Genomic DNA, 20,247 nt, shown 5'->3' with positions numbered 1-20,247 from the left:
GTGCTTGCGGACGTGGCGGAATTGGTAGACGCGCTGGATTTAGGTTCCAGTCCTTACGGGTCAGAGTTCGAGTCTCTGCGTCCGCATGGGTGTTTCCTGGGAATTAGTTGAGCCATTTTTCTTCACATTGGGTAAGGCCGGAAGTCCCTTCAGCAAGTTCAGTTGCTATGCGTTTTGATAAGGCACGGGTAACCATTAATTGGGGTTGCGGTAAACCAGCCCAGAGGCTCGCGGTTAGTAAAATATAGTCGTTTCACAGGAAAATGCAACACTTTGAGGCACTGGTCATCACTGTATCCCCTTCCAGGACAGGGTTTTCAGGTAAAGGCGCATGTCGCAAACTTGTTTGAAATGACTAAAAGTTGGTGCTGAAAAGTATCGTGCTGGTAATTACAAAGGTGCCATAAATGATTACAACCATGCTATTAGACTGAATCCTAACAATGCTCGGGTCTATTTCTATCGAGGCGCTGATAAAGACGAACTAGGTGATTATCGTGGAGCAATTATCGTCATTTCGGTTGAGAATGCCACACGAACTTGCGCAATCATAATGTTTCGTTTTTATAGCTAAGCATACAAAGGTTGACATGATATGAGTCGCTGGGCGTAGCCCCACAATGGCGTAGCCATGAATCCTAAGGCGACAACCTTAACCTACCTAGCTATATTAAAAATGACTATATTAACTTTCTCAAGACACGCTGGGGTTGGCCCGCCATGTGGTTGTTTCTGGGGTGATTGTGCTTTGGATTGGCGCAATTTCTCGGCCCTTTTCGTTCCCATTCATGTTAATTTAACAAATAAGTCAATGATATTCCCTCGATGACCCATCTGCCGGACTATCGCTCCCTGCTTGCTGACACCCTGGCGCAGTACCAGGGGCAGGTGGATTTTTTGAGTATTCGTATCGAAACCATCCAAAGTACGGATATTGTCCTGCGCAACCGGCGCGTTGAGGCCCTGGGGGAACGGCTGGCAATTGGCGGGCAGGTGCGGGCCTGTCACCGGGGCGGCTGGGGTTTTGTGAGTTTTGATGGCCTGGATGACTTAGCAGAACAAGTGCAATACGCAATTACGGCAGCTAAGACGGTGGGTCACGAGCATACGCAATTGGCGCCGGTGGCCCCTGTGCAGGCGACCTGCCGCATGGAGATAACCGGCATTGACCCGCAAACGGTGCCGCTGGCGGAGAAAAAAGCCCTCTGTGCCCATTACCAAGAGGTTTTGCATTCGGTGTCGGATAAAATTACCAGCACGACGGTGCGCTATGGGGATGCGGCGCATCGGGTGCTGCTGGCCACCTCGGAGGGGACCTGGATTGACCAGTCCTGGGTGGATATGGAAATGCGGTTTAGCGCGACGGCGACGGGGGAGGGGATGGTGCAGGTGGGGCGGGAGACGACGGGTTCGCGCCGGGATTATGGGGATTTGCTGGGGTTGGATGCCCAGGTACGCGGGGCGGCGGAACGGGCGGTGCGGGCCTTGTCCTTGCCCAAGGTCAAAGGGGGGGTGTACCGGGTGGTGATTGACCCGATTTTGACCGGGCTGTTTGTGCATGAGGCGTTCGGCCATCTCTCGGAAGCGGATATGCTTTATGAAAATCCCGATATGTTGGCGGTGATGACCCTGGGACGACGGTTTGGGCCACCGGAATTGCAGATTTGGGATGGGGCGGCGCTGCCGGGGCATCGGGGGAGCTATGCCTACGACGACGAAGGGGTGCCGGCGGGGATGACGCAATTGGTCACCGACGGGGTGTTGACGGGGCGGTTGCATTCGCGGGAGACGGCCGGGAAGTTGGGGGAACCACCGACGGGCAATGCCCGCTGTTTGAATTACCATCACCCGCCGCTGGTGCGGATGACCAATACCTGGATTGCCCCAGGGACGGCTACGGTGGCGGATTTGCTGGCGGGTTTGGAAGACGGGATTTATGCCCGCAATTGGCTGGGGGGGATGACCAACGGGGAAATGTTTACGTTTACGGCGGGGGAGGCCTGGCGGGTGCGGCGGGGCGAGTTGGCAGAGCCGGTGCGGGATGTCACCCTGACGGGAAATGTGTTTCACACCCTGGCGCAGATTGAGGGCATTGGCAATGATTTGGTCTGGGATGAGTCGGGCGGCTGTGGCAAGGGGGGGCAAAACGGCCTGCCCGTAGGGTGTGGCGGTCCCAGTTTGCTGATTCGGGATGTGGTCATCGGCGGGGATTAGAACCGTCGCGTTGGGGTTGTGGTTGGGGTTGCTGGGGTGGCTGTGGCAACAACAACCCCGTGCCCACCCGGAGCTACCCATGACCCCGGTGGCGGTGCTGGTCTATGGGGATGAACCGGCGGGGGTGGCGGCGGCGATCCAGGCGGGACGGGAGTTGCAGGGCCAGGGCGCGGTGCTGTTGGTGCGTCCCCAACCGGAATGGGCCTGGGTGGGCGGGGTGTGGACCCGGGGTGGGTTGGCCTACCTGGACCGGAACCAGATGCGGGGCCATCCCCCGGCCTGTGGGTTTTATCAGGAGTTGTTGGCGGCTTCCCAGGTGGAACGCATCGCTGCCAATCCGGGGGCGATGGATTGGGCGATGCGCACCTTGCTGCGGGAGGCGGGGGTGGAATTACTGCACCAAACCCAGTTAACGCCCCAGGTGCAAGGTTCCCGGGTGGTGCGGTTGACCCATGCGCGGGGGCAGTTCCAGGCGGCGGTGGTCATTGATGCCAGCCCAGAGGCGGAACTGGCGCAACAGGCAGGGTTGCGCTACGAAAAGGGGTTTGCCGGGGTGGGGTTGCCGCAGGTGACCTTGGCGGTCTCGCCGGTGTTTGAACTGGCGCCCCTGAGCTTGAAGCAGTTGGCGGCCATCGAAGCCCGGATTTTGCGCAACCCCCTGCTGATGCAGGAATTACGCCAGCGTATCCGGCGGGAGAATACCCCAGCGGCGGCGGACGCTTTACTTTGCCATTTCCACGTGCCGATGCGGGTGCAGGGAGATTATGCGGACATCTACAGCATGGCGCTGGGGGCAGCCTACCACCGGTTTCGGGGAATCCCCTTGCGGCGGGGGGCGCCGGTTTTTTTGGATCGGGGCAATGTGGCGGCCATTGCCCCGGATCGTCTGTCCTTCAATGGCCTGTTATTCCAACTACCCACCCGCGATGTCGAACAGTTGATCCGCCACCAGCGCCAGCCCACACCCCAGATGCTCCAGGAGTTGCGCCATCTGCAAACCTGGCTGCGGCGGTTCCCGGAGGCGCAGCGGGTAGAGGTGTTCCCGCCCTTGGAAGTGTATGTGCGGCATTTGATCACCATTACCGAAGTGCTGGCCCCTTTGGATGTGGCGCAAATTTTGGCCGGGGGGGTGCCGCCAGGGGAGGCAATTGGGGAATTTCGCTATGCGTTTGATGCGCGGGGGGGGATTCCCGGTTGGCCGTACCCTTTGCCCCCCACCGTCACCTTTCGCTATGGGGTGGGCAGCTCGCTCACACGCTTGGAGAATTTTGCAGTCATCGGCGGGGCGGCGGGCTTTCCGGGTTTGGCAGCCACCGTCGGACGCATCGAGGAGCGCAAGGTCTGCACGGGCGCTTATCTGGGCAAACTGGCAGCGCAGGCGGTGCAAACGGGAGCACCCCTCAACCGCCTGGCTAGGACGTTCCCTTTGCCGGAACCACCTTGAAGCGAACGGTGGCCGTGACCTCCGGGTGCAAACGCACCTGGGCTTCGTAGGTCCCCAACTTGCGGATATCCGGGATGGTAATGTCGCGCCGGTCCACCACCTGCCCCGTGCCTGCCTGGATCATCTCGGCCACGTCTTTTTCCGTGACGCTGCCAAACAACTGCCCTTGCTCGCCGGCGACCATCGGCAGGGTCAATTCCCCAATCACCTCCAGTGCGGTTTTGCGGGCCAGCGCCGCCTCTTTTTCCTGAATCTTCCGCTGCCGTTCCAGTTCCTGCCGCCGTTCTAGCTGCCGCAGGACGCTGGGGGTCGCCATCACCGCCTTGCCTTGGGGAATCAAATAGTTGCGGGCATAACCAGGAGCAACCTCCACCAATTCCCCCGCTTGGCCCAACTTGGCTACCGGCGTCGTCAATACCACCTGCACCCGCTTTGCCATATGGGTTTGCCAACCAAAAGTGCAATCTATAAAAATACCAGATGGGTTGGATGAAAACAAGTAATTGCCCCTTTGCGCCAGCAGCAGCCGCTTATTGTTACAGTATATGTTGAATCCTAACGAGGATTTCTCATTTTTGCGGGACTGTTTTTCTAAGCGTAGGTGCGTTGTGGAGACGGTTCAACCAAAGCCGCTACAGCCTGGTGGGAGTTCCTGGTGGCCGCTGGTCTGGCGGTGGCTGGGGGTGTTGCTTGCCGTGGTTTGCCTGTGGTGGGGCTGGAGCCATTGGCCTCCACCGGACCCCTACATTAAAGAAGTGTTAAAAACTGTCGGGGATGCCAAGCGGGGACGCGATATTTTTTTACAAAATTGCGCCAGTTGTCACGGGGCGGCGGGTGCGGGTCACGTGGGGCCGTCGTTGCACGGGGTGGTCAAACGGCGCTCGCCGGTGGGGGTGATTCGCCAGGTCATCGAGGGGCGCACGCCGCCGATGCCCCAGTTTCAACCCAGTCCCCAGGCGATGGCCGACCTGTTGCGGTATCTGGAACAGTTGCCTGACCGCTGAGGTTGATGGGGATGGCCATGCCTTGGGATGCGGTGGCGCTGGTCTCGACGGGGCTATTGACGGCGTTGCTGGCGGTGGGGTTGGTGTTTTTTGTGCGGGCGGCGGTGCAAGACCGTACCCAGACCCAGCGGATTCCCTTGCAAGGGGCGGTGGGGACGACGATGAACCAACTGCGCCTGTTTTTGCAACAGCGGGGGTATCACCTGGTGGCCGGGGAGCCAGGGATTCCCCAACTGGTCTGGCAGGGACGGGTGGCGCCCAGTTGGCCGTTGGCTCTGTTGCTCTCTCTGTTGGTGGGGGTCAGTGGGTTGTGCGTCGGTCTGGTGATGGCCAGTGTGGTGCCGACATGGGGCGGTAAACCCCTGGCGTTGGCTTTGCTGGCGCCGGTGGCGGGTCTTTTTTATTGGCGGGGGGCCGGGCGGGTAACGCAGGTGATTGTCCAAGTGCAGGACCATGCCCTTGAGATCACGGCACAACGGCATGAGTTGCAACGCCTGCAGTCTTGGCTCCAGGTGGCTGCCACCACTGCACCTGACCCGGTGGCGTCACCACCAACACCGTCCCCTGGGGACAACACACCCACCGCGCATCCGTAAACAGCGGTTCTGAGGCCAGCACCACGCCCGGATAGTCGGGATGCCCCTGCAAATAGTACAGACTGGGGGCCGTGCCCCCGTGCGCCAGGCGGCAGGCAATCAACCGTTCCCCATCGCTGAGGATGAAATTAAACGTCACCTCCAGGTCGGGCGCCAAAGCCAGCAGACTGACAAAACTGTCGTACAGGGCTTGGGCCAAATCGCCTGTGCCTCTGTAATGGTGCAGAATCCAGGCGAATAAATGCTCTGAATCCGTCAGCCCTTGGATATTCAGGTAATCCTCGTCCGTCAGTTGGCGGCGCAAGGGGCGGTACAAGGTCTGGCGGAAATGGGCTACCCGGCCATTGTGCACGGCGCTCAGGTGGTTTTGCACAAAGGGCTGGCAATTGCTGTAGTCCACCGCCAACCCAGGCGTGGCACTGCGCACATAGCCCAGCAGACAGCCGCTGGTGATGTACGCGCACAGACTGGGCAGGTTCAGGTCATTCCAAATGGGCAGGATGTTTTTGTAGGTAAATGGTTCAGGACGCCGGCGGCGGTCATACCAGCCCAGGCCAAACCCATCCCCGTTGAGCTGTCCGGCGGTCATCTCCCGGGGCGCATACCCCTGCACCAACAAGGAATGGGGCGGCGTGAGAATCACATCCTGAAGCGGTATGGGTTCTCCTAGGTAAGCCACCAAACGACACATGGGCCAAGGTTAGGTCTGAGCCTGACGAAGTTGCGCCAGTGCCATGTCCAAAGAAGTCGCCGGTTCCTGGCAGGTCAACCCCCGACACACCAAGGCCACCCCCGGCAGGTCGGTCGCCGTTTGCCAGACCGTCGTCGGGAAAAAGCGCTGGGCAATGGCTGCCACCAGTTCCGGCTGGGCCTTCACCTGCACCGGATGCAACCAAGCATCCAGCGCCATCAGCAAACTGGGACAACTTTGGGGCGCTTCCTGGATAATCTGCCCAAACGCCCGCAACCCCTGTTCGGCCCGGTCCAGATAGCGCATATCCCCCGTCAGCAGCGCCAACCGCACCAAATTCGCCAGCGCCACCCCATTAGCCGAGGGAATGGCATTGTCCTCGCAGGGACGTTCCCGCACCAACAAATCCCCACTGGCTGCCGCTGCCGTTGCATAGTACCCCTGGGACGTCTCGCTCCAGTAATGGGCGTCAAACCGCGCCTGAAACATCTGGGCCTGCGTGAGCCACCCTGCCGCCTCCTGGTCGTTCCCCAAAGCCAGTGCCATCTGGTGCAGGTCAATCAGCGCCTTGATCCACAGCGCATAATCTTCCGCCTGCGCCACCACCGCCACCTGGCCATCGTAATTCAGCCGGTAAAACTCCCCATTGACCCACTGGGATTCCCGGATAAATGCCGCACAGCGGGTTGCCAGTTCGGCGTAATGGGGGACTTGAAACACCACCGCCGCCCGCGCCAGCCCAGAAATCACCAGACTATTCCAGGCCACAATCATCTTCGTATCCGTCACCGGCGGAATCCGTCCCGGCCAAGTCATGGTTTTCGCCGCTTGGGCATCCCGCGCCGGGGGAACAAACGCACAGGCTGCCGGCGGCGCCCCATAGCGACGGGCAAACAATTTGGCCAACGCCGCTTCCACCGGCGGTGCCAGCGCCCCCCCCTGCACCCGTTGCAACACAATCAACCCCTCAAAATTGCCCCCCGGTTGCACGTCAAACGCCGTCTGCAGCGCCTGGAATTCCGCCGCATCGAGCAATTCCTGCAACTCCTGATACCCCCACACATAAAATCGTCCCTCTTCCGGTTCCGCATCCTCTGGGCGCACAAAACTATCCGCATCCTGCGCCGCGTAGAAATACCCCGCTTCCGCCCGCATTTCCCGCTCTAACCAGGCTACCGTCTTGACCACCGCCCGCCGGAGGGATTCCTCCTGCACCCCGGCGCTCCACAGGTTGCTGAGGTATTCCAAAATCAGGCCATTGTCATACAACATCTTTTCAAAATGGGGCACGGTCCAGGTGGGGTCCACCGTATAGCGATGCCAGCCCCCCGCCACATGGTCAAAAATACCCCCCAGCGCCAGATGCAGCCCCCGTTGCACCGCCGGATGTTCCCCCTCAACTGCCCCCCGACTTGCCTGCAAAGCCGCCTGGGCGTAGGGGATCATGGGAAACGAATTCCCCGGCCCCTGGTAGCGCAAAATGCTGGTGATTTTGTGATAGCCATGCGCTAGCGTTGGTTGGTCCAACGTACTGACCGCAAGCAGTTTGTTGGTGGATTCCAGATATTCCCGAATTTGTGCCTTGACCAATTCCACCTGGTCCTTGCCCTCGTCGTACCGCTGGCGTACTGCCCGCAGGAGGTCCAAAAAACCGGGACGGCCATAGCGGGGCGTCAGCGGGAAATAGGTGCCGCCGTAAAACGGCGTCAGGTCGTAGGGGTCCAGGAACACATTGAGCGGCCAACCCGCCTGCCCAATCATCAACTGCACCGCCTGAATATAAATGTGGTCCAAATCGGGCCGTTCTTCCCGGTCCACTTTGATTGGCAAAAAATAGCGATTCATGTATTCGGCCACCGCCGCATCGGAAAAGGCTTCCCCCTCCATGACCGTACACCAGTGGCAACTGGAGTAGCCAATCGAGAGAAAAATGGGTTTATTATCCTGGCGTGCTTGGGCAATGGCCGCTTCCCCCCAAGGCCACCAGTCAATGGGATTGTGGCCGTGTTTACGCAGGTACAGACTCTGGGCGTGAATCAGACGGTTGGCCATAGGTGCCCCTCGCACTTGCTTTTTTTACAGTGTAAAGCCCCGGCGCGCAAGGGGGGGGAAATTTCTCAAGGCAAACCCCGATTTAGCGCTCCAGCAGGCGCAGGGAGTTGGCCATCGCGGTCACTTCCCGGTCATAGCGGCGCCGCTGCTTGGCCGGATAAACCAACTCAAAACCAACTTGCCGTTCGGGACGCACGATTTTTTTCAGGTAGAAAATCCGGGCACCATCTGCTTCGTAGCCCGATACGACAAAAAACCCTGGCCCCAGGGTGCGGTAAGTGACCTGGCGGCGATGTTCCCGGCAACGGTGCAGTTCTGCCTGGAATGCGCCGGTTAGGGTTTCGCCTAAGACATTGTACCCACCCCAGACCCGCAATGTCGTGCCATCTTTGCCGATAAAGACCTGTCCATCCCCATTGGCGGATTCCCCCTGGGGCATCAAGTCGCGCGGATAGGCAATGCGGTAACCAAAACGGGCATTGCGGTAGGTCTGGAACCCGGCCTGGGCAACAAGCCAAGGGACAATCAGGGTTGCGGGCGTCATCGTCAGCATCCAACCCCACAACCCCAAACCCAGCAGCCAACGCCCCGGCGTCATTCCCCAGCCCATCCCCTACCGTCGCCTCACCGATGAAGAATCGCAAATCCCAGCCTTTGTTCCTGTGCTCCAGAAATTTTTAGGAATCAGCGCCAAATCGTTCCCGAAGGCGGCGACCTACTTCTCTGGCAATTTCGGGACCGACATCGAAGCGATTCAGCTCTGCTTGGGTGATGTAACCAATTGATTTTCTATAGGTGACTTTTGCTTGTTGCATCCGTTTTTGCATCGCTAAGACATCTTCTAAGCTATGTAAAGCTGTCGGGAAAAGCCCCCAATTTGACATGGCTCTTTGCAATCTTTGGTAATGGGTTTTCAGGACATTTTTATAGCTTGTGCTATGGGGGAGATGTACCGCATCAAAACCCGGCGGATAATCAAAAGGCGTTCTGCTCGCATTGGTGGTCACCAAATACTTCTCTGGACTAAATTCCGTTTCGCAATCTATGGCTTTTATTTGCGCTAGAAATCCCAGGGGTATTTTGGGATTCACATGATAAAAACCGATGCTTGTGTTATGGGTGGGGTTGATCATGATGCGAATAAAGGTTCGACTGTTATATTCTTGTAATTCTTCGGCAACAGTCATATCCTCAATGTCTCCTGCCCAAGTATATCCTTGTTCTATGAGGGCAGATTGCAGGCGATGGTAATAGGCTAGATCAACATAACCCCGGAATTCTTCTGAGTTGACAACGCGGTATTCATGGGTATTACCAAAGCAAGATTTCAGGGTTTTATAGATTTTTTCGACAGCAGTTTCAATCTCATCTTTAGACCCTGACCTTCTATTAGTTTTGACCGCTTCATTCGCATCAATATCTAAAACCATAGGAATCCCTAGAAAACTTGCCAGATTGCGACCTAAATGTTCAAATTCAGTCCTGTCTGGTCCGTTGTTTAGTCTGTCTAGTGAATAATAACGGTAGTCTGAGCAGTCTATTTGGAAACAATGATTTGGTGAATTACCAACCATCACCAGGGAATAGAAATAGTACCGATCATTATCACTATCCACGTCGGATTCGACTCGCAAAGAAATTTGAGAATAATTAGATAGATGCAATCTTTTTTTAATAGAGACTGGGCGTTTTAATAGTTTGGCAAGAAGAGATCGTTGGATATGGATTAAATTCCCTTGACTTAAATCAAAAAATAACACATCCTCAACTACATTCGTTTGGCAACACAACACAAACATAGCAATGTAAATAATGCAAAAGAATACAATCTGTAAACTCACTATTACTTTTCCAGATATAGGCTCACCGTTCAATAACTTGGATTCAATAACTTGAATGAGTGGGTCAACTAAAGAAAATCGCAGAGCTATAAACAAAATAATAAGACCCACAAGTGCAGACGAAAGAAGGGCAACAATACCAAGGTAAAGAGTAGATATTGTGATGTTACGTTCCACAAAGACTTTAGCCTGATAAGGACTGATTTGTACCCACTGTTTAGCCATAATGATTCCTTAATCTTGGGTTTGCTTTTGATTCCTGTATTAATTCTTTTTCCCTTGGGCGTCAAGGGATTGTTCCTTTTGGAGACAAAACCCGCCCTCTATGGCCGCGATGCCCTACCGGCATTCGTCGCCTTGGGCATGCTTGCCTTCGCTGCTATTCCCAGGTCCCCGCCGGTTGTTCTATGATAAAAGGATGAATTTTTGCCCTGTCTGCCATGACCTGCGACCGGATTTTGATTTTTGACACCACCTTGCGGGATGGGGAGCAGTGCCCCGGTGCAAGTTTGAATACGGAAGAAAAGTTGGTGATTGCCCGCCAGTTGGCGCGTTTGGGGGTGGACATTATTGAGGCGGGGTTTGCCTACGCCAGTCCGGGGGATTTTGAGGCGGTGCAGACGATTGCGCGAGAGGTGCGCGAACCGGTGATCTGTTCGTTGGCGCGGGCAGTACCGGCGGATATTGAGGCGGCGGCTAAGGCCCTGGAACCGGCAGCCCGTCCCCGCATTCATACGTTTATTTCCACGTCGGATATCCATCTGAAGCATCAATTGCGCAAAAGCCGCAACGAGGTGTTGGATATTGCGGTGGCGATGGTGCAAAAGGCGAAACGTTATGTGGATGATGTGGAATTTTCGCCGATGGATGCGGCGCGCTCTGACCCGGAATATCTGTACCAAGTCCTGACGGCGGTCATCGAAGCGGGGGCGACGACGGTCAATATCCCGGATACGGTGGGCTATCTGATGCCGGAGGAGTTTGGGTTGTTGATTAAAGGCATCCGCGAACATGTGCCCAACATTGACCGGGCGGTGATTTCGGTGCATGGGCACAACGATTTGGGGGTGGCAACGGCGAATTTTTTGGAGGCAATTAAGCAGGGCGCTCGGCAGGTGGAGGTGACGATTAATGGCATCGGGGAACGGGCAGGGAATACGGCGCTAGAAGAGGTGGTGATGGCGTTGCATGTGCGGCGCAGTTACTTTAACCCGTTTTTGGGGCGACCGCCGGAATCTACCGAACCTTTGACCCGCATTGATACGACCCAGATTTACAAGACGTCGCGCCTGGTGTCGAGCTTGACGGGGATGGTGGTGCAGCCCAATAAGGCGATTGTGGGGGCGAATGCTTTTGCCCATGAGTCGGGGATTCACCAGGACGGGGTGCTCAAGCATCGGCAGACCTATGAAATTATGGATGCCCGCACGATTGGCTGGCAGGCGAATCAGATTGTGTTGGGGAAACATTCCGGTCGCCACGCGTTTCGGACGCGGTTGCGGGAGTTGGGGTTTGACCTGAACGAGCAGGAGTTGAACCGGGCGTTTTTGCGGTTTAAGGAGTTGGCGGATAAGAAAAAGGAGATTACGGACCGGGATTTGGAGGCAATCGCCAGCGATGAGATGCAAACGCCGCTGGTGGTGAATTTCCGTCTGGAGCGGGTGCAGGTGTCTTGTGGGGATCACGAAATTCCTACGGCGACGGTGACGGTGCGGTTGCCCAATGGGGAGGAGCGGACGGATGCGGCGACGGGAACCGGGCCGGTGGATGCGGTCTATAAGGCGATTAACCGGGTGGTGGCGGTGCCCAATCGGTTGGTGGAATTTTCCGTGCAGTCGGTGACGGAGGGGATTGATGCGATTGGGGAGGTGACGATTCGCCTGGAGTATAACCAGCGCACCTACAGCGGTCATGCCGCCAATACAGACATTATCGTGGCGGCGGCGCAGGCGTACATGAACGCCCTCAACCGGCTGTACAATGCCATGCACCAGCAACCGACACCGGTGGTCACCAGTCAAACCTGATATGAGCGATGGCTGGACCTGGCGGGCACTGCGGGGGGCGACGACGGCGGAAGCCAATACGATTCCGGCGATCCGGGAGGCGGTGTTGGAGTTGTTGGATGCCCTGGAGCGGGAAAACCAGCTTGACCCGCGGCAGTTGTTGAGTGTGACGTTTAGTGTGACGGCGGATTTGGATGCGATTTACCCGGCCACGATTGCCCGCGAGCGTCCCCATTGGGATGAGGTGGCGATGTTGGATGTGCAGCATATGCGGGTGAGTCAGGAGGTTCCCCGCTGCATTCGCCTGTTGGCCCATGCCCATCTGCCGGCGCACCAGCGGCTGGTTCATCCCTATTTGCGGGGAGCCAAACGGCTGCGCCCGGATTGGAGTTATCGGCACTAGGGCCATGGAAGTGCGGGCATTTCAGGTGGTTCAGGCCGTATCCCGCCTGGACCAGGGGTTGGTGCAGCAGTGGCCGGAATTTTCTCGCAGTCGGCTGCAAAAGCTGATCCAGCAGGGCTATGTGCGGGTCAACCAGCAGGTACAAACGGACAAAAATTATCCCCTGCGTCCGGGGGATTGGGTGCATCTTGCGATTCCCGACCCGCAACCTTTGGACACGCCCGCGCAACCGATGGCCTTGGACATTCTCTATGAAGATGACCACCTGCTGATGCTCAACAAACCGGCGGGGCTGGTGGTGCATCCGGCGCCCGGCCATTGGGACGGTACGTTGGTGAATGCGCTGTTGGCCCATTGCCCGAATTTGTTGGCGATGGCGGACAAACAACGGCCCGGCATTGTGCATCGTTTGGATAAGGACACCACCGGGGTAATGGTGGTGGCCAAAACCGCGCTGGCGCAACAGCATCTGCAACAGCAAATCCAAAGTCGGCGTCTGGGGCGGGAATATCTGGGTTTGGTGCACGGGCGATTGCCCCAGCCAACCGGCACGATCAACGCGCCCATTGGACGGCATCCCCAGCAGCGGCAGAAAATGGCCGTGGTTCCCAACGGGCGACCGGCGGTGACCCATTGGCAGGTATTGGCAACCCAGGGGAACTACAGTTGGGTGTATTTGCGGTTGGAAACGGGACGTACCCACCAAATCCGGGTGCATCTTAGCCATTTGGGACATCCTTTGGTCGGCGACCCGCTGTACAGTCGCAAGGGGGTCACCCAATTACCGGGGCAAGCCCTGCACGCCTGGCGGTTGCGCTGCCAACATCCGGTCTCCGGGGCATGGCTCACCGTCACGGCCCCCTTACCGGAACCCTTGGTGCGTTTGTTGCGCCATTTGGGGTTCAAAAATGACCACCTAGGGGAGATTCCGGCTCAAAACGCTCCACCGGCCAATCGGGATTGACCCCACCAATAATCACCGTTTTCAAGGGCACGTATTCCCGGGCAAATTGGCGCAACGCATTGAGCAAAATATCCAGCGCAATGCCATCGCTGGTGCCCAAATCAAACCAACAGCGCGCCCAACAATCCTTATATTCCACATCCCCCATATTATGCATCACCGCCAAGAACACAGCCTCCCCCCTTTCCACATCGTAGGGGAAAAAATTGAGGTCGTAGCCCTGGTCATGCACCTGGAGATTTTCCGCATTAAATCCCCCCAATTTCCCCAACAAAAACCAGGAACTGAAAATTTCTTCCAAATAATGCTTGTGCTCCTGGGTTGGCGGCTGGGGAAATTCCACCCACACCCACAAATTAAACACATCCACTTCCCGAAATTGAATCTTCATGGGGGCGTCGCCACCAACCGTCGTTGCGCCCGTTCCCGTTCGCGGCGAATTTGCTGCACCAAGGTTGGGGGCAATTGCGCGGCCATCGCCAGGGACTGGTCAAACCACTGCACCGCGGCACTGTAGTTTTGCTGCCCTGCCAAAATCTGCGCCTTAAGGTAGTGCAATTCCGGGTGGTTGGGGGCAGCGCTCAAGGCTCTGTCCACAGCGGCCAGGGCCTCAGGAAACCGCTGCAAATCCCGGTAGACCAAGGCCAAACCACGATACACCAGGTAAGGCGGCGCCCCCGAACGTTCCAGGCGACCGACCGCATCCTGCAGGTTGCTAAAGGGGAGATTGACCGCCAACAGCACATCCGCAAACCCGCGAATCACATTCAATTCCGGGTCGTTGGGGTTGACCAGGGCCGCTTGGTCAAAGGCGGCAAAAGCCAGCCGCACCTTGTCCAACAACTGCGGCACCACCGGCCACAAATTTTTGCGGTGTTCCGTAGCGATGACGCCCCCTTGCAGAAAATGCGCCACCCCCACGTACAGATGCCCGCGCAGGGGGTCGCTGGCCTGGAGGGCTTGGGCGGCCTGCATCGTCTGGGCGGCGGCCTGGGCCATCGTCGTCATGTCCTCATCCAGGTAGGCAATGGCTGCTTGCAGGGCATACACCAGGGGTTCTGTGGGGTTTTGGGGCAACAGTTGCGCGAGAATGGCGCGCGCCTGCGGGTAATTCCCATAGACAAACACCTGCTCAAACAGTTGCTCGGTCTGACTGTCAATGGGGCGGGGGGGTTTACGCCGAAAAGGGTCACCCGCCTGCACCGGCGCCAGCCAGAGGGTCAACGCCGCCCACAACGCCAACCCCCCCTTGGCACCCCTTGCCACCGCGTTAAATCCGTTCATTGCTGAGTACGGTGGTCTTGAACGTGCCTTTTTCCACCCGGACGACCGTGCGGATCGAGTAACGACCGGCTGCGGTTTCTTCAGGAGAACCACCCCGGAAGGTAAAAATCCAGGCGTCTCCCACGTCTTCGTAACGGGCTTCCCCCTTCGTACCTACGGTTTGGTGCATGGCCGGTTCCGTGCGATAGACGGCAATGCCCCCATTTACCCGTTCCCCCGCAAAACGGGCCTGATTTTGGGCGCGCTTCAGGTTGGCAATGGTTTGGAAGCGGTTTTCCTGTGCCAGGGTGGGCAAGGTAGGTAAGACGGGCACACTCGCCAGCAGCAACCCAATTCCCAACAGCCAAGGACGCATCGTGACCTCCCGGTATGTACTCCTATTATGAAGCAGCCGACGGCGGGAAGTTCCGCCTGAAGTGGAGATAATGGCGTACCGCGCGCGTCAAGGGTGTCGTTTGGGCATCAATCTGATGCAGGTGTAACCCCTGTAGGTGTGGCCGCAACGCCGCCGTTTGCGCCGGTGTCCAATGCCCCTGGTACAGCACCAAAGCGCCGCCGGGTTTGAGAAAGGGCGCCCCATACGCCAAAGCCTGGGCCGCCGGAGCCACCGCCCGCAAAAGCACCAAATCGTAGGCGTGATGATAGGGCGCAGTGACACCCAAAACCTCTGCCCGTCCTGTCAAGGTCGTGACATTGGCCAGACCCAAATCCGCAATCACCTGGGCCAAAAAGCGGGTTTTTTTCTGGCGGGCATCCAACAGCGTCACCTGCCAATGGGGGTGCAGCATGCCGACGACCAACCCCGGAAACCCCGCCCCGGTGCCCACATCGAGCACCCGCCAGGGTTCAGGATGCCCCAGGTACGGTCGAATCCCCTGGGCACTGTCCCAAAGGTGCTTTTCCCAAAAGTCTGCCGGGGTGGTGATGCGGGTGAGATTCATCCGGGCGTTGCCCTGCAATATGGCGGTGTACAGGGCCTGCCAGCGGGGGTCAGGCGGCGTTGCCGTCCCCGGCCAGGCAGCCAGCGGGCTGGGTAAAAGGTGCATGGTTAGGGTGTGCAAGCCACAGAAGCGGGGGAATGGTTGGGGCAAAAGTTTGCGAATTTCCGCCTGCCCCTTTGCGCAATGGTTGGGGTGGCAATGTCGGCAAAAAAGGTGTTAACTGCCCAAAGCCTTGCTTTTGGCTCATTTCCCATCCTTACCCGGCAATCCCAGGGACGGATGGAGCGACTGGCTAGGGCGAACCTATCGCTGATCTATAGCTGATCTTAAATTCTTTTCCGGTACCACCCTGGCTTTTCTACCATAGAAGCACATCGCCTGGGAGGGGAATGGCTATGGTGACAACCGACGCAGTGGTAGCGCTCCAAGCCCCCAAGGATGTGTCCCTGGGGGAAATTGAATCTGCCTTGAGCCAGATTTGGCTGGGGGTAGATGGAGATGGAGAGGCAGGCCCCCGCGCGGTCCGGGCGACCACCTTTACCCTGGTGGTGTACGAAGCGGCAGATGGGGCGGCGCACATTGCCCCCTCTGTAGAAGGTCTGGCGGTGCAAAATCCCTGCCGTGTGATCCACCTGCGTCCCCGCCACGACCTGGAGGAACAGCCCTTGACGGCCCAGGTGGCGGCCTATTGCCCCATGCAAAAACGGGGACAGAGTAATTTGATTTGCTGTGAATACATCACCCTGACGGGTGCGCGGGCGACCCTGGAACGTTCCTTGGGGTTGATCAACGCCCTGCTTATCGGCGATTTGCCCACCTATCTTTGGTGGCAAGCCCACCCGGACCCGGAGGATGTGCTGTTGCAGGGGTTGATTCACCTGCGGGAGCGGGGCGGGTTGCGGGTGTTGGTGGATTCGGCCACCTTTTGCCAACCGGAACGGGGATTGCTGGATTTGCAGCGGTTGCTTCAGATGGATGTCCCCTTGGCGGATTTGAACTGGGGTCGTTTGGGGGTGTGGCTGGAACTGACGGCGGCCGCTTTTGACCCCCCGGACCGGCGCGCCGATTTGCCCAAAATTGACCAGGTGGTGATTGATTACGAAAAGGGCAATCCCGCCCAGGCCCTGCTGTTTTTTGGCTGGTTGGCCAGTCGGTTGGGTTGGGTGCCCCAGGCCCATACCATCGAACACGGCGACTACGACATTCACCGGATTCTCTGCCATTCCCCCGAAGGCCAGGAAATCAAAGCGGAATTGGCCGGGTTACCCCTGCCGGATGTGGGGACAGTGGTGGGGGATTTGGTCGGCCTACGGCTGGATTCGGCACAACCGCATGCCAATTGCTGTACGGTGCTCTGTGCAGAAACCACTGGCTGTATGCGCCTGGAGGGGGGCGGCAAAGCCCAGTTTTGTCGGGTTGAACAGGTCAGCACCCTGCGGGACATTCCGGCGGAAACCCTCTTGGGACAGCAAATCCAGCGGTGGGGACAGCAAAGCATCCTCTTTCAAGAAAGTCTGGCGGTGACGGCAGCCATCCTGGAAGCGCCGTTGCTCCCTTGTCTGCCCAATGTAAAAACTTCGTCATAAAACTGGACGGCTGGGGTGGTCTGGGGAAATAATAAAAAACTCCTAAGGAACGGCCATGCTGCAGCCGCCAGCTTGCGGGTCACCGTTGCTCCCATGCTCAGCCGTCGTGCCTACCGTCGGTTTTGCTTGGTTCTGTTGCTCGCCTGCCTGTGGGTGTTGGGGGCGTGGTTGCCGGGGCGGGGCTATGTGGAGCGGAGTCGGCCACCTTTGGCGTTGCACTTTGATGGCACGCAGCCTTTTGCAAATGGGCGGGCCGGGGTGAAACAGGGGGCATGGCATGGGTATATTGACCATGCGGGGAATTTGGTTATTCCTTTGAAATATCAGGATGCCCGCCCTTTTCGTGAGGGGTTGGCGGCGGTGGAATGGGGGGAGAAATGGGGATATATAGATAAACAGGGCAAGACGGTCATTCCCTTTCAGTTTGCGCGGGCGCTGGATTTTAGCGAAGGGTTGGCGGCGGTTCACAACGGCCAGGGTTGGGGCTTTATCAACAAAGCGGGGCAGGTGGTGATTCCCTGTCAGTTTGACCATGTGTTGAATTTCAAAGAGGGTTTGGCGGCAGTCAAGCGGGGGAGTAAGTGGGGCTATGTGAATCGCGCCGGTCGCCTGGTGATTCCCTGCAAGTTTGATAATGTTTATAGTTTTTCCGATGGTTTGGCACGGGTAAAACAGGGCAATTCCTGGAGTTTTATTGATGACAAAGGGCGGGTGCAGATCGGGGAATTTTTCACCTGGGCGCAGCCATTTCATGAGGGTTTGGCCGCGGCCAGCAAAGACGGCTTTTGGGGCTATATCAACACCAGCGGGCAGTGGGAAATCGGTGCCCAATTTCACCAGGCCCTCAAGTTTACCGAAGGTTTAGCACCGGTGATGTGGCAATCCCGCTGGGGGTACATCAACCGCCAGGGGGTGTTGGTCATTCCCTACACCTACGAGGAAGCCTGGTATTTTCGCGAGGGATTGGCCTTGGTGCGGCAGGGAAACAAATGGGGATACATTGACAGTACGGGCGCCCTGGTGATTCCCTGCCAGTTTGACAATGCCGAGTCTTTTAGTGAGGGAAAAGCGCCGGTGAAGTTTGCCAAGGAGTGGGGGTACATCAACCGGGCGGGACAACCGGTGTTTCCCTATGCGTTGCAGGTGGCGATGCAAAAACCCCTTAGCGATACACTTGAGGGTGAATGACCCGCCAGGCCAGCCACCCCAGCCCCACCACCCACAGCACCAGCCACGCCAACAGCAAGGGAGCACCCGGCGGCCAGGCCAACGGCCAACGGAGCAAATCCAGCAGCGCCGATAGGGGCAAAACGCGGGCAATCCCCCACAGCAAGGGCGGCAGATGGTCTCTGGGAAAATACACGCCGCACAGGGCAAACATGGGAATCACCACCAGGAAAATCGGGACATTGATCTGATCCACCGTGCGAACCAGCCCGGCAGTCAACAGGCCAATCCCCCCGAACAACAGCGCGCCCAACAGCAACAGCGGCAAGCACGCCAGGAACGCCCCAAGGGGATACAACCCCAGCCCTACGACCACCACCCCCGTTGTCACTCCAGCCAGCAGCCCGCGGGTAGCCGCCCACAGCCAATCCCCCAAAAAGACTTCGTTAAAGGTTAACGGCGCCGTCAGGAGGGCGTGCCAGGTTTTCTGTAGGTGCAGGCGGACAAAACTGCCATACGCCCCCTCAAAAAAACTCTGAAATAACACGCCCACGGCCATCATCCCAGAGCCAACAAAGGGCAAATAACCTACTTCCTGGCCCTGATAGTTCAGGTGGGGGATCAAAGGACCCAGGCCAAACCCGAAGGCCATCAGGTACACCAACGGTTCCGACAAGGGAGGCAAACTATTCACCAACCAGGTATTTTGATAAACTTTGGCATGCCGCCGCCAAACCGAGTAAATGCCCCAGCCGCTCAACCCGCCACCGGCCAATTTACCCCAGCCCATGCACCCTTTCCTCCTATAATCAAAAGATGACTTGGGGGCCATGCCACCTGCGTTTTGATCTTAAAAGGTTTGCGCCGGGGTCAACCAAATTGGGTTGGGGATGTTGTGTAAAGGCTTTGAAATTGAACTCTACACCGGTACCCCCCAGGGCGAAGTGGTGGGGCTGGCCGACCGGATTGTCCGCGCTCTGCCGGGGTTTGTGTGGGAACCGGACCGGCGCAATGTGGAATACACCACCCCGCCCCGCCAACGCTACGAACGGCTGTTATGCGATCTGCTCCAACCCCGGCAACAGTTGCGCCAATACCTGCGCACGCTGGGCGATTACACCCTGATCCCTGGCAGCACCCTGGCGCTGGGGGATAGTACGGTGTTTTACCGCTCCGACCCCAGCAACCCCTACCACAGTTACATTGAGGCCACCTACGGCACGCGGGTGGTCACCGCCAGTGTGCATATCAACATCGGCATTGACGACCCGGAGACGCTGCTGCGCGCCTGCCGGCTGGTGCGGGTAGAAGCCCCCTTATACCTGGCATTGAGTGCGTCGTCCCCCTGGTTGGACGGGCGCAGCACGGGCTGGCACAGCACCCGCTGGCACCAATTTCCCCACACCCCCCCCCACGTGCCCCTATTTTTGAGCCACCGGCACTTTATTCGCTGGACCGAAACCCAACTACAGGCGGGCACCATGCAAAACGTGCGCCATTTGTGGACCAGCGTCCGGCCCAACGGCAACCGCCGCCCCTATGACCTCAACCGCCTCGAACTGCGAATTTGCGACCTGGTGAGCAACCCGCTGCATCTGCTGGCGATTACCGCCCTGTTGGAAGCCCGGCTGTACCAACTTCTGAGCAACCCCCGCCTCGACCCCCTCTACGGCCACCCCTACCCCCGTTTGCGGAGCGAGGAACTGCGCGTCGAAAGCGACCAGAACGCCCAAAAAGCCGCCCAGCAGAGTTTGGACAGTCTGCTTACCCACTGGCCGACCGGCCAACCCATCCGTGCCCGCGACTGGATTGCCGAATTGCTCGAACAGGTCACCCCCACCGCCCAGCAACAGGGGTTTGGCTGTTTTCTCTCCCCCCTGCACACCATCCTCGCCCAGGGCAACGAAGCCCAACGCTGGCTGGCCGCCACCCAAGCCGGGCAGGACATCCCCACCGTGTTGCAACAGGCCATTCACACCATGTACACCCAAGAACTGGCGCTGGCGAACGAAATTTGTGTGCCCCAGGCCGCCTGACCCCCGACGTACAATAAA

Annotated in this window: 19 protein-coding genes, 1 tRNA gene and 2 pseudogenes; 12 read left to right on the top strand and 10 right to left on the bottom strand. The window is 58.0% G+C overall.

Annotated elements, in window-relative coordinates; all coding sequences use genetic code 11:
• The first annotated feature begins 6 nt into the window (after nt 1-6).
• The 4 genes and pseudogenes from ACWISF_RS10250 to ACWISF_RS10235 all read left to right on the top strand — a co-directional run bounded on the left by ACWISF_RS10250 (nt 7) and on the right by ACWISF_RS10235 (nt 3,658).
• Nucleotides 7-86, top strand: a tRNA-Leu gene (locus ACWISF_RS10250).
• Nucleotides 87-382: 296 nt separating this feature from the next.
• Nucleotides 383-574, top strand: a pseudogene (locus ACWISF_RS10245) (tetratricopeptide repeat protein); the annotation flags it as partial.
• Between the two features lie 251 nt (nt 575-825).
• Entirely contained in the window at nt 826-2,214 is a 1,389-nt protein-coding gene (locus ACWISF_RS10240) for a TldD/PmbA family protein (protein WP_448381489.1), read from the top strand.
• Nucleotides 2,192-3,658: an FAD-dependent oxidoreductase gene (locus tag ACWISF_RS10235; protein ID WP_448381488.1), complete on the top strand. Its 1,467-nt coding sequence runs from the start codon at nt 2,192-2,194 to the stop codon at nt 3,656-3,658. The genes ACWISF_RS10240 and ACWISF_RS10235 overlap by 23 nt, the downstream gene beginning before the upstream one ends.
• On the opposite strand, the gene rplI is transcribed toward ACWISF_RS10235, so the two are convergent.
• Entirely contained in the window at nt 3,627-4,097 is a 471-nt protein-coding gene (gene rplI, locus ACWISF_RS10230) for a 50S ribosomal protein L9 (RefSeq protein WP_448381487.1), read from the bottom strand. The genes ACWISF_RS10235 and rplI overlap by 32 nt on opposite strands.
• A gap of 169 nt (nt 4,098-4,266) precedes the next feature.
• On the opposite strand from rplI, the gene ACWISF_RS10225 reads away from it, so the two are divergent.
• Both ACWISF_RS10225 and ACWISF_RS10220 read left to right on the top strand, forming a co-directional pair.
• Nucleotides 4,267-4,662, top strand: a complete 396-nt coding sequence (locus ACWISF_RS10225; RefSeq protein WP_448381486.1) for a c-type cytochrome — start codon at nt 4,267-4,269, stop codon at nt 4,660-4,662.
• Between the two features lie 5 nt (nt 4,663-4,667).
• Nucleotides 4,668-5,114, top strand: a pseudogene (locus ACWISF_RS10220) (cofactor assembly of complex C subunit B); the annotation flags it as partial.
• A 13-nt stretch (nt 5,115-5,127) separates the two neighbouring features.
• Here the strand turns inward: ACWISF_RS10220 and egtC are convergent.
• The 4 genes from egtC to ACWISF_RS10200 form a co-directional block, all read right to left on the bottom strand.
• Nucleotides 5,128-5,949 carry an ergothioneine biosynthesis protein EgtC gene (egtC, locus tag ACWISF_RS10215; protein ID WP_448381485.1) on the bottom strand — a complete coding sequence of 274 codons (822 nt, stop codon included), beginning with the start codon at nt 5,947-5,949 and terminating at the stop codon, nt 5,128-5,130.
• Between the two features lie 9 nt (nt 5,950-5,958).
• Nucleotides 5,959-8,001, bottom strand: a complete 2,043-nt coding sequence (locus ACWISF_RS10210) for a thioredoxin domain-containing protein (RefSeq protein ID WP_448381484.1) — start codon at nt 7,999-8,001, stop codon at nt 5,959-5,961.
• An 82-nt stretch (nt 8,002-8,083) separates the two neighbouring features.
• Nucleotides 8,084-8,611, bottom strand: coding sequence for a hypothetical protein (locus ACWISF_RS10205; RefSeq protein WP_448381483.1), 528 nt, complete (start codon nt 8,609-8,611; stop codon nt 8,084-8,086).
• 67 nt (nt 8,612-8,678) lie between these two features.
• On the bottom strand, nt 8,679-10,067 hold the full coding sequence (locus tag ACWISF_RS10200) for a hypothetical protein (RefSeq protein ID WP_448381482.1): 1,389 nt from the start codon (nt 10,065-10,067) through the stop codon (nt 8,679-8,681).
• A gap of 215 nt (nt 10,068-10,282) precedes the next feature.
• Between ACWISF_RS10200 and ACWISF_RS10195 the strand changes: the two genes are divergently transcribed.
• Genes ACWISF_RS10195 through ACWISF_RS10185 form a run of 3 tightly spaced genes read left to right on the top strand, consistent with a single transcriptional unit; the run spans nt 10,283 to nt 13,215 of the window.
• Entirely contained in the window at nt 10,283-11,869 is a 1,587-nt protein-coding gene (locus ACWISF_RS10195) for a 2-isopropylmalate synthase (RefSeq protein ID WP_448381481.1), read from the top strand.
• Nucleotide 11,870: 1 nt separating this feature from the next.
• On the top strand, nt 11,871-12,251 hold the full coding sequence (gene aroH / locus ACWISF_RS10190) for a chorismate mutase (protein ID WP_448381480.1): 381 nt from the start codon (nt 11,871-11,873) through the stop codon (nt 12,249-12,251).
• 4 nt (nt 12,252-12,255) lie between these two features.
• Nucleotides 12,256-13,215, top strand: coding sequence for an RluA family pseudouridine synthase (locus ACWISF_RS10185; RefSeq protein WP_448381479.1), 960 nt, complete (start codon nt 12,256-12,258; stop codon nt 13,213-13,215).
• Here the strand turns inward: ACWISF_RS10185 and ACWISF_RS10180 are convergent.
• Genes ACWISF_RS10180 through rsmG form a run of 4 tightly spaced genes read right to left on the bottom strand, consistent with a single transcriptional unit; the run spans nt 13,154 to nt 15,545 of the window.
• The gene (locus tag ACWISF_RS10180; RefSeq protein ID WP_448381478.1) at nt 13,154-13,606 is read right to left on the bottom strand and encodes a DUF3531 family protein; all 453 of its coding nucleotides are present in this window, start codon (nt 13,604-13,606) and stop codon (nt 13,154-13,156) included. The genes ACWISF_RS10185 and ACWISF_RS10180 overlap by 62 nt on opposite strands.
• Nucleotides 13,603-14,499 carry a Sll0314/Alr1548 family TPR repeat-containing protein gene (locus tag ACWISF_RS10175; protein WP_448381477.1) on the bottom strand — a complete coding sequence of 299 codons (897 nt, stop codon included), beginning with the start codon at nt 14,497-14,499 and terminating at the stop codon, nt 13,603-13,605. Before ACWISF_RS10175 ends, ACWISF_RS10180 begins: the two co-directional genes overlap by 4 nt.
• Nucleotides 14,486-14,854 (bottom strand): hypothetical protein, encoded by a 369-nt coding sequence (locus ACWISF_RS10170; protein WP_448381476.1) that lies wholly within the window; start codon nt 14,852-14,854, stop codon nt 14,486-14,488. Before ACWISF_RS10170 ends, ACWISF_RS10175 begins: the two co-directional genes overlap by 14 nt.
• 25 nt (nt 14,855-14,879) lie before the next feature.
• The gene (rsmG, locus tag ACWISF_RS10165) at nt 14,880-15,545 is read right to left on the bottom strand and encodes a 16S rRNA (guanine(527)-N(7))-methyltransferase RsmG (protein ID WP_448381475.1); all 666 of its coding nucleotides are present in this window, start codon (nt 15,543-15,545) and stop codon (nt 14,880-14,882) included.
• Nucleotides 15,546-15,835: 290 nt separating this feature from the next.
• On the opposite strand from rsmG, the gene ACWISF_RS10160 reads away from it, so the two are divergent.
• Complete coding sequence (locus tag ACWISF_RS10160; protein ID WP_448381474.1) at nt 15,836-17,026, top strand: glucose-6-phosphate dehydrogenase assembly protein OpcA; 1,191 nt, start codon at nt 15,836-15,838, stop codon at nt 17,024-17,026.
• A gap of 15 nt (nt 17,027-17,041) precedes the next feature.
• Complete coding sequence (locus ACWISF_RS10155; protein ID WP_448381473.1) at nt 17,042-18,214, top strand: WG repeat-containing protein; 1,173 nt, start codon at nt 17,042-17,044, stop codon at nt 18,212-18,214.
• On the opposite strand, the gene ACWISF_RS10150 is transcribed toward ACWISF_RS10155, so the two are convergent.
• Entirely contained in the window at nt 18,189-18,983 is a 795-nt protein-coding gene (locus ACWISF_RS10150) for an ABC transporter permease (protein WP_448381472.1), read from the bottom strand. The genes ACWISF_RS10155 and ACWISF_RS10150 overlap by 26 nt on opposite strands.
• 100 nt (nt 18,984-19,083) lie before the next feature.
• Between ACWISF_RS10150 and gshA the strand changes: the two genes are divergently transcribed.
• Nucleotides 19,084-20,229 (top strand): glutamate--cysteine ligase, encoded by a 1,146-nt coding sequence (gene gshA, locus ACWISF_RS10145; protein ID WP_448381471.1) that lies wholly within the window; start codon nt 19,084-19,086, stop codon nt 20,227-20,229.
• Nucleotides 20,230-20,247: the final 18 nt, after the last annotated feature.

This window comes from Gloeomargarita sp., from assembly GCF_053491055.1.
This window is presented reverse-complemented; position numbering and strand designations above follow the sequence as displayed.

What these genes read in the sequence shown, in the direction of transcription:
- ACWISF_RS10175 (WP_448381477.1), bottom strand. Translation starts at nt 14,499, where the DNA reads ATGAACGGATTTAACGCGGTGGCAAGGGGTGCCAAGGGGGGGTTGGCG.
- ACWISF_RS10205 (WP_448381483.1), bottom strand. Translation starts at nt 8,611, where the DNA reads ATGGGCTGGGGAATGACGCCGGGGCGTTGGCTGCTGGGTTTGGGGTTG.
- ACWISF_RS10210 (WP_448381484.1), bottom strand. Translation starts at nt 8,001, where the DNA reads ATGGCCAACCGTCTGATTCACGCCCAGAGTCTGTACCTGCGTAAACAC.
- aroH (WP_448381480.1), top strand. Translation starts at nt 11,871, where the DNA reads ATGAGCGATGGCTGGACCTGGCGGGCACTGCGGGGGGCGACGACGGCG.
- egtC (WP_448381485.1), bottom strand. Translation starts at nt 5,949, where the DNA reads ATGTGTCGTTTGGTGGCTTACCTAGGAGAACCCATACCGCTTCAGGAT.
- ACWISF_RS10170 (WP_448381476.1), bottom strand. Translation starts at nt 14,854, where the DNA reads ATGCGTCCTTGGCTGTTGGGAATTGGGTTGCTGCTGGCGAGTGTGCCC.
- ACWISF_RS10240 (WP_448381489.1), top strand. Translation starts at nt 826, where the DNA reads ATGACCCATCTGCCGGACTATCGCTCCCTGCTTGCTGACACCCTGGCG.
- rsmG (WP_448381475.1), bottom strand. Translation starts at nt 15,545, where the DNA reads ATGCACCTTTTACCCAGCCCGCTGGCTGCCTGGCCGGGGACGGCAACG.
- ACWISF_RS10150 (WP_448381472.1), bottom strand. Translation starts at nt 18,983, where the DNA reads ATGGGCTGGGGTAAATTGGCCGGTGGCGGGTTGAGCGGCTGGGGCATT.
- gshA (WP_448381471.1), top strand. Translation starts at nt 19,084, where the DNA reads ATGTTGTGTAAAGGCTTTGAAATTGAACTCTACACCGGTACCCCCCAG.
- ACWISF_RS10185 (WP_448381479.1), top strand. Translation starts at nt 12,256, where the DNA reads ATGGAAGTGCGGGCATTTCAGGTGGTTCAGGCCGTATCCCGCCTGGAC.
- rplI (WP_448381487.1), bottom strand. Translation starts at nt 4,097, where the DNA reads ATGGCAAAGCGGGTGCAGGTGGTATTGACGACGCCGGTAGCCAAGTTG.
- ACWISF_RS10235 (WP_448381488.1), top strand. Translation starts at nt 2,192, where the DNA reads ATGTGGTCATCGGCGGGGATTAGAACCGTCGCGTTGGGGTTGTGGTTG.
- ACWISF_RS10160 (WP_448381474.1), top strand. Translation starts at nt 15,836, where the DNA reads ATGGTGACAACCGACGCAGTGGTAGCGCTCCAAGCCCCCAAGGATGTG.
- ACWISF_RS10180 (WP_448381478.1), bottom strand. Translation starts at nt 13,606, where the DNA reads ATGAAGATTCAATTTCGGGAAGTGGATGTGTTTAATTTGTGGGTGTGG.
- ACWISF_RS10200 (WP_448381482.1), bottom strand. Translation starts at nt 10,067, where the DNA reads ATGGCTAAACAGTGGGTACAAATCAGTCCTTATCAGGCTAAAGTCTTT.
- ACWISF_RS10195 (WP_448381481.1), top strand. Translation starts at nt 10,283, where the DNA reads ATGACCTGCGACCGGATTTTGATTTTTGACACCACCTTGCGGGATGGG.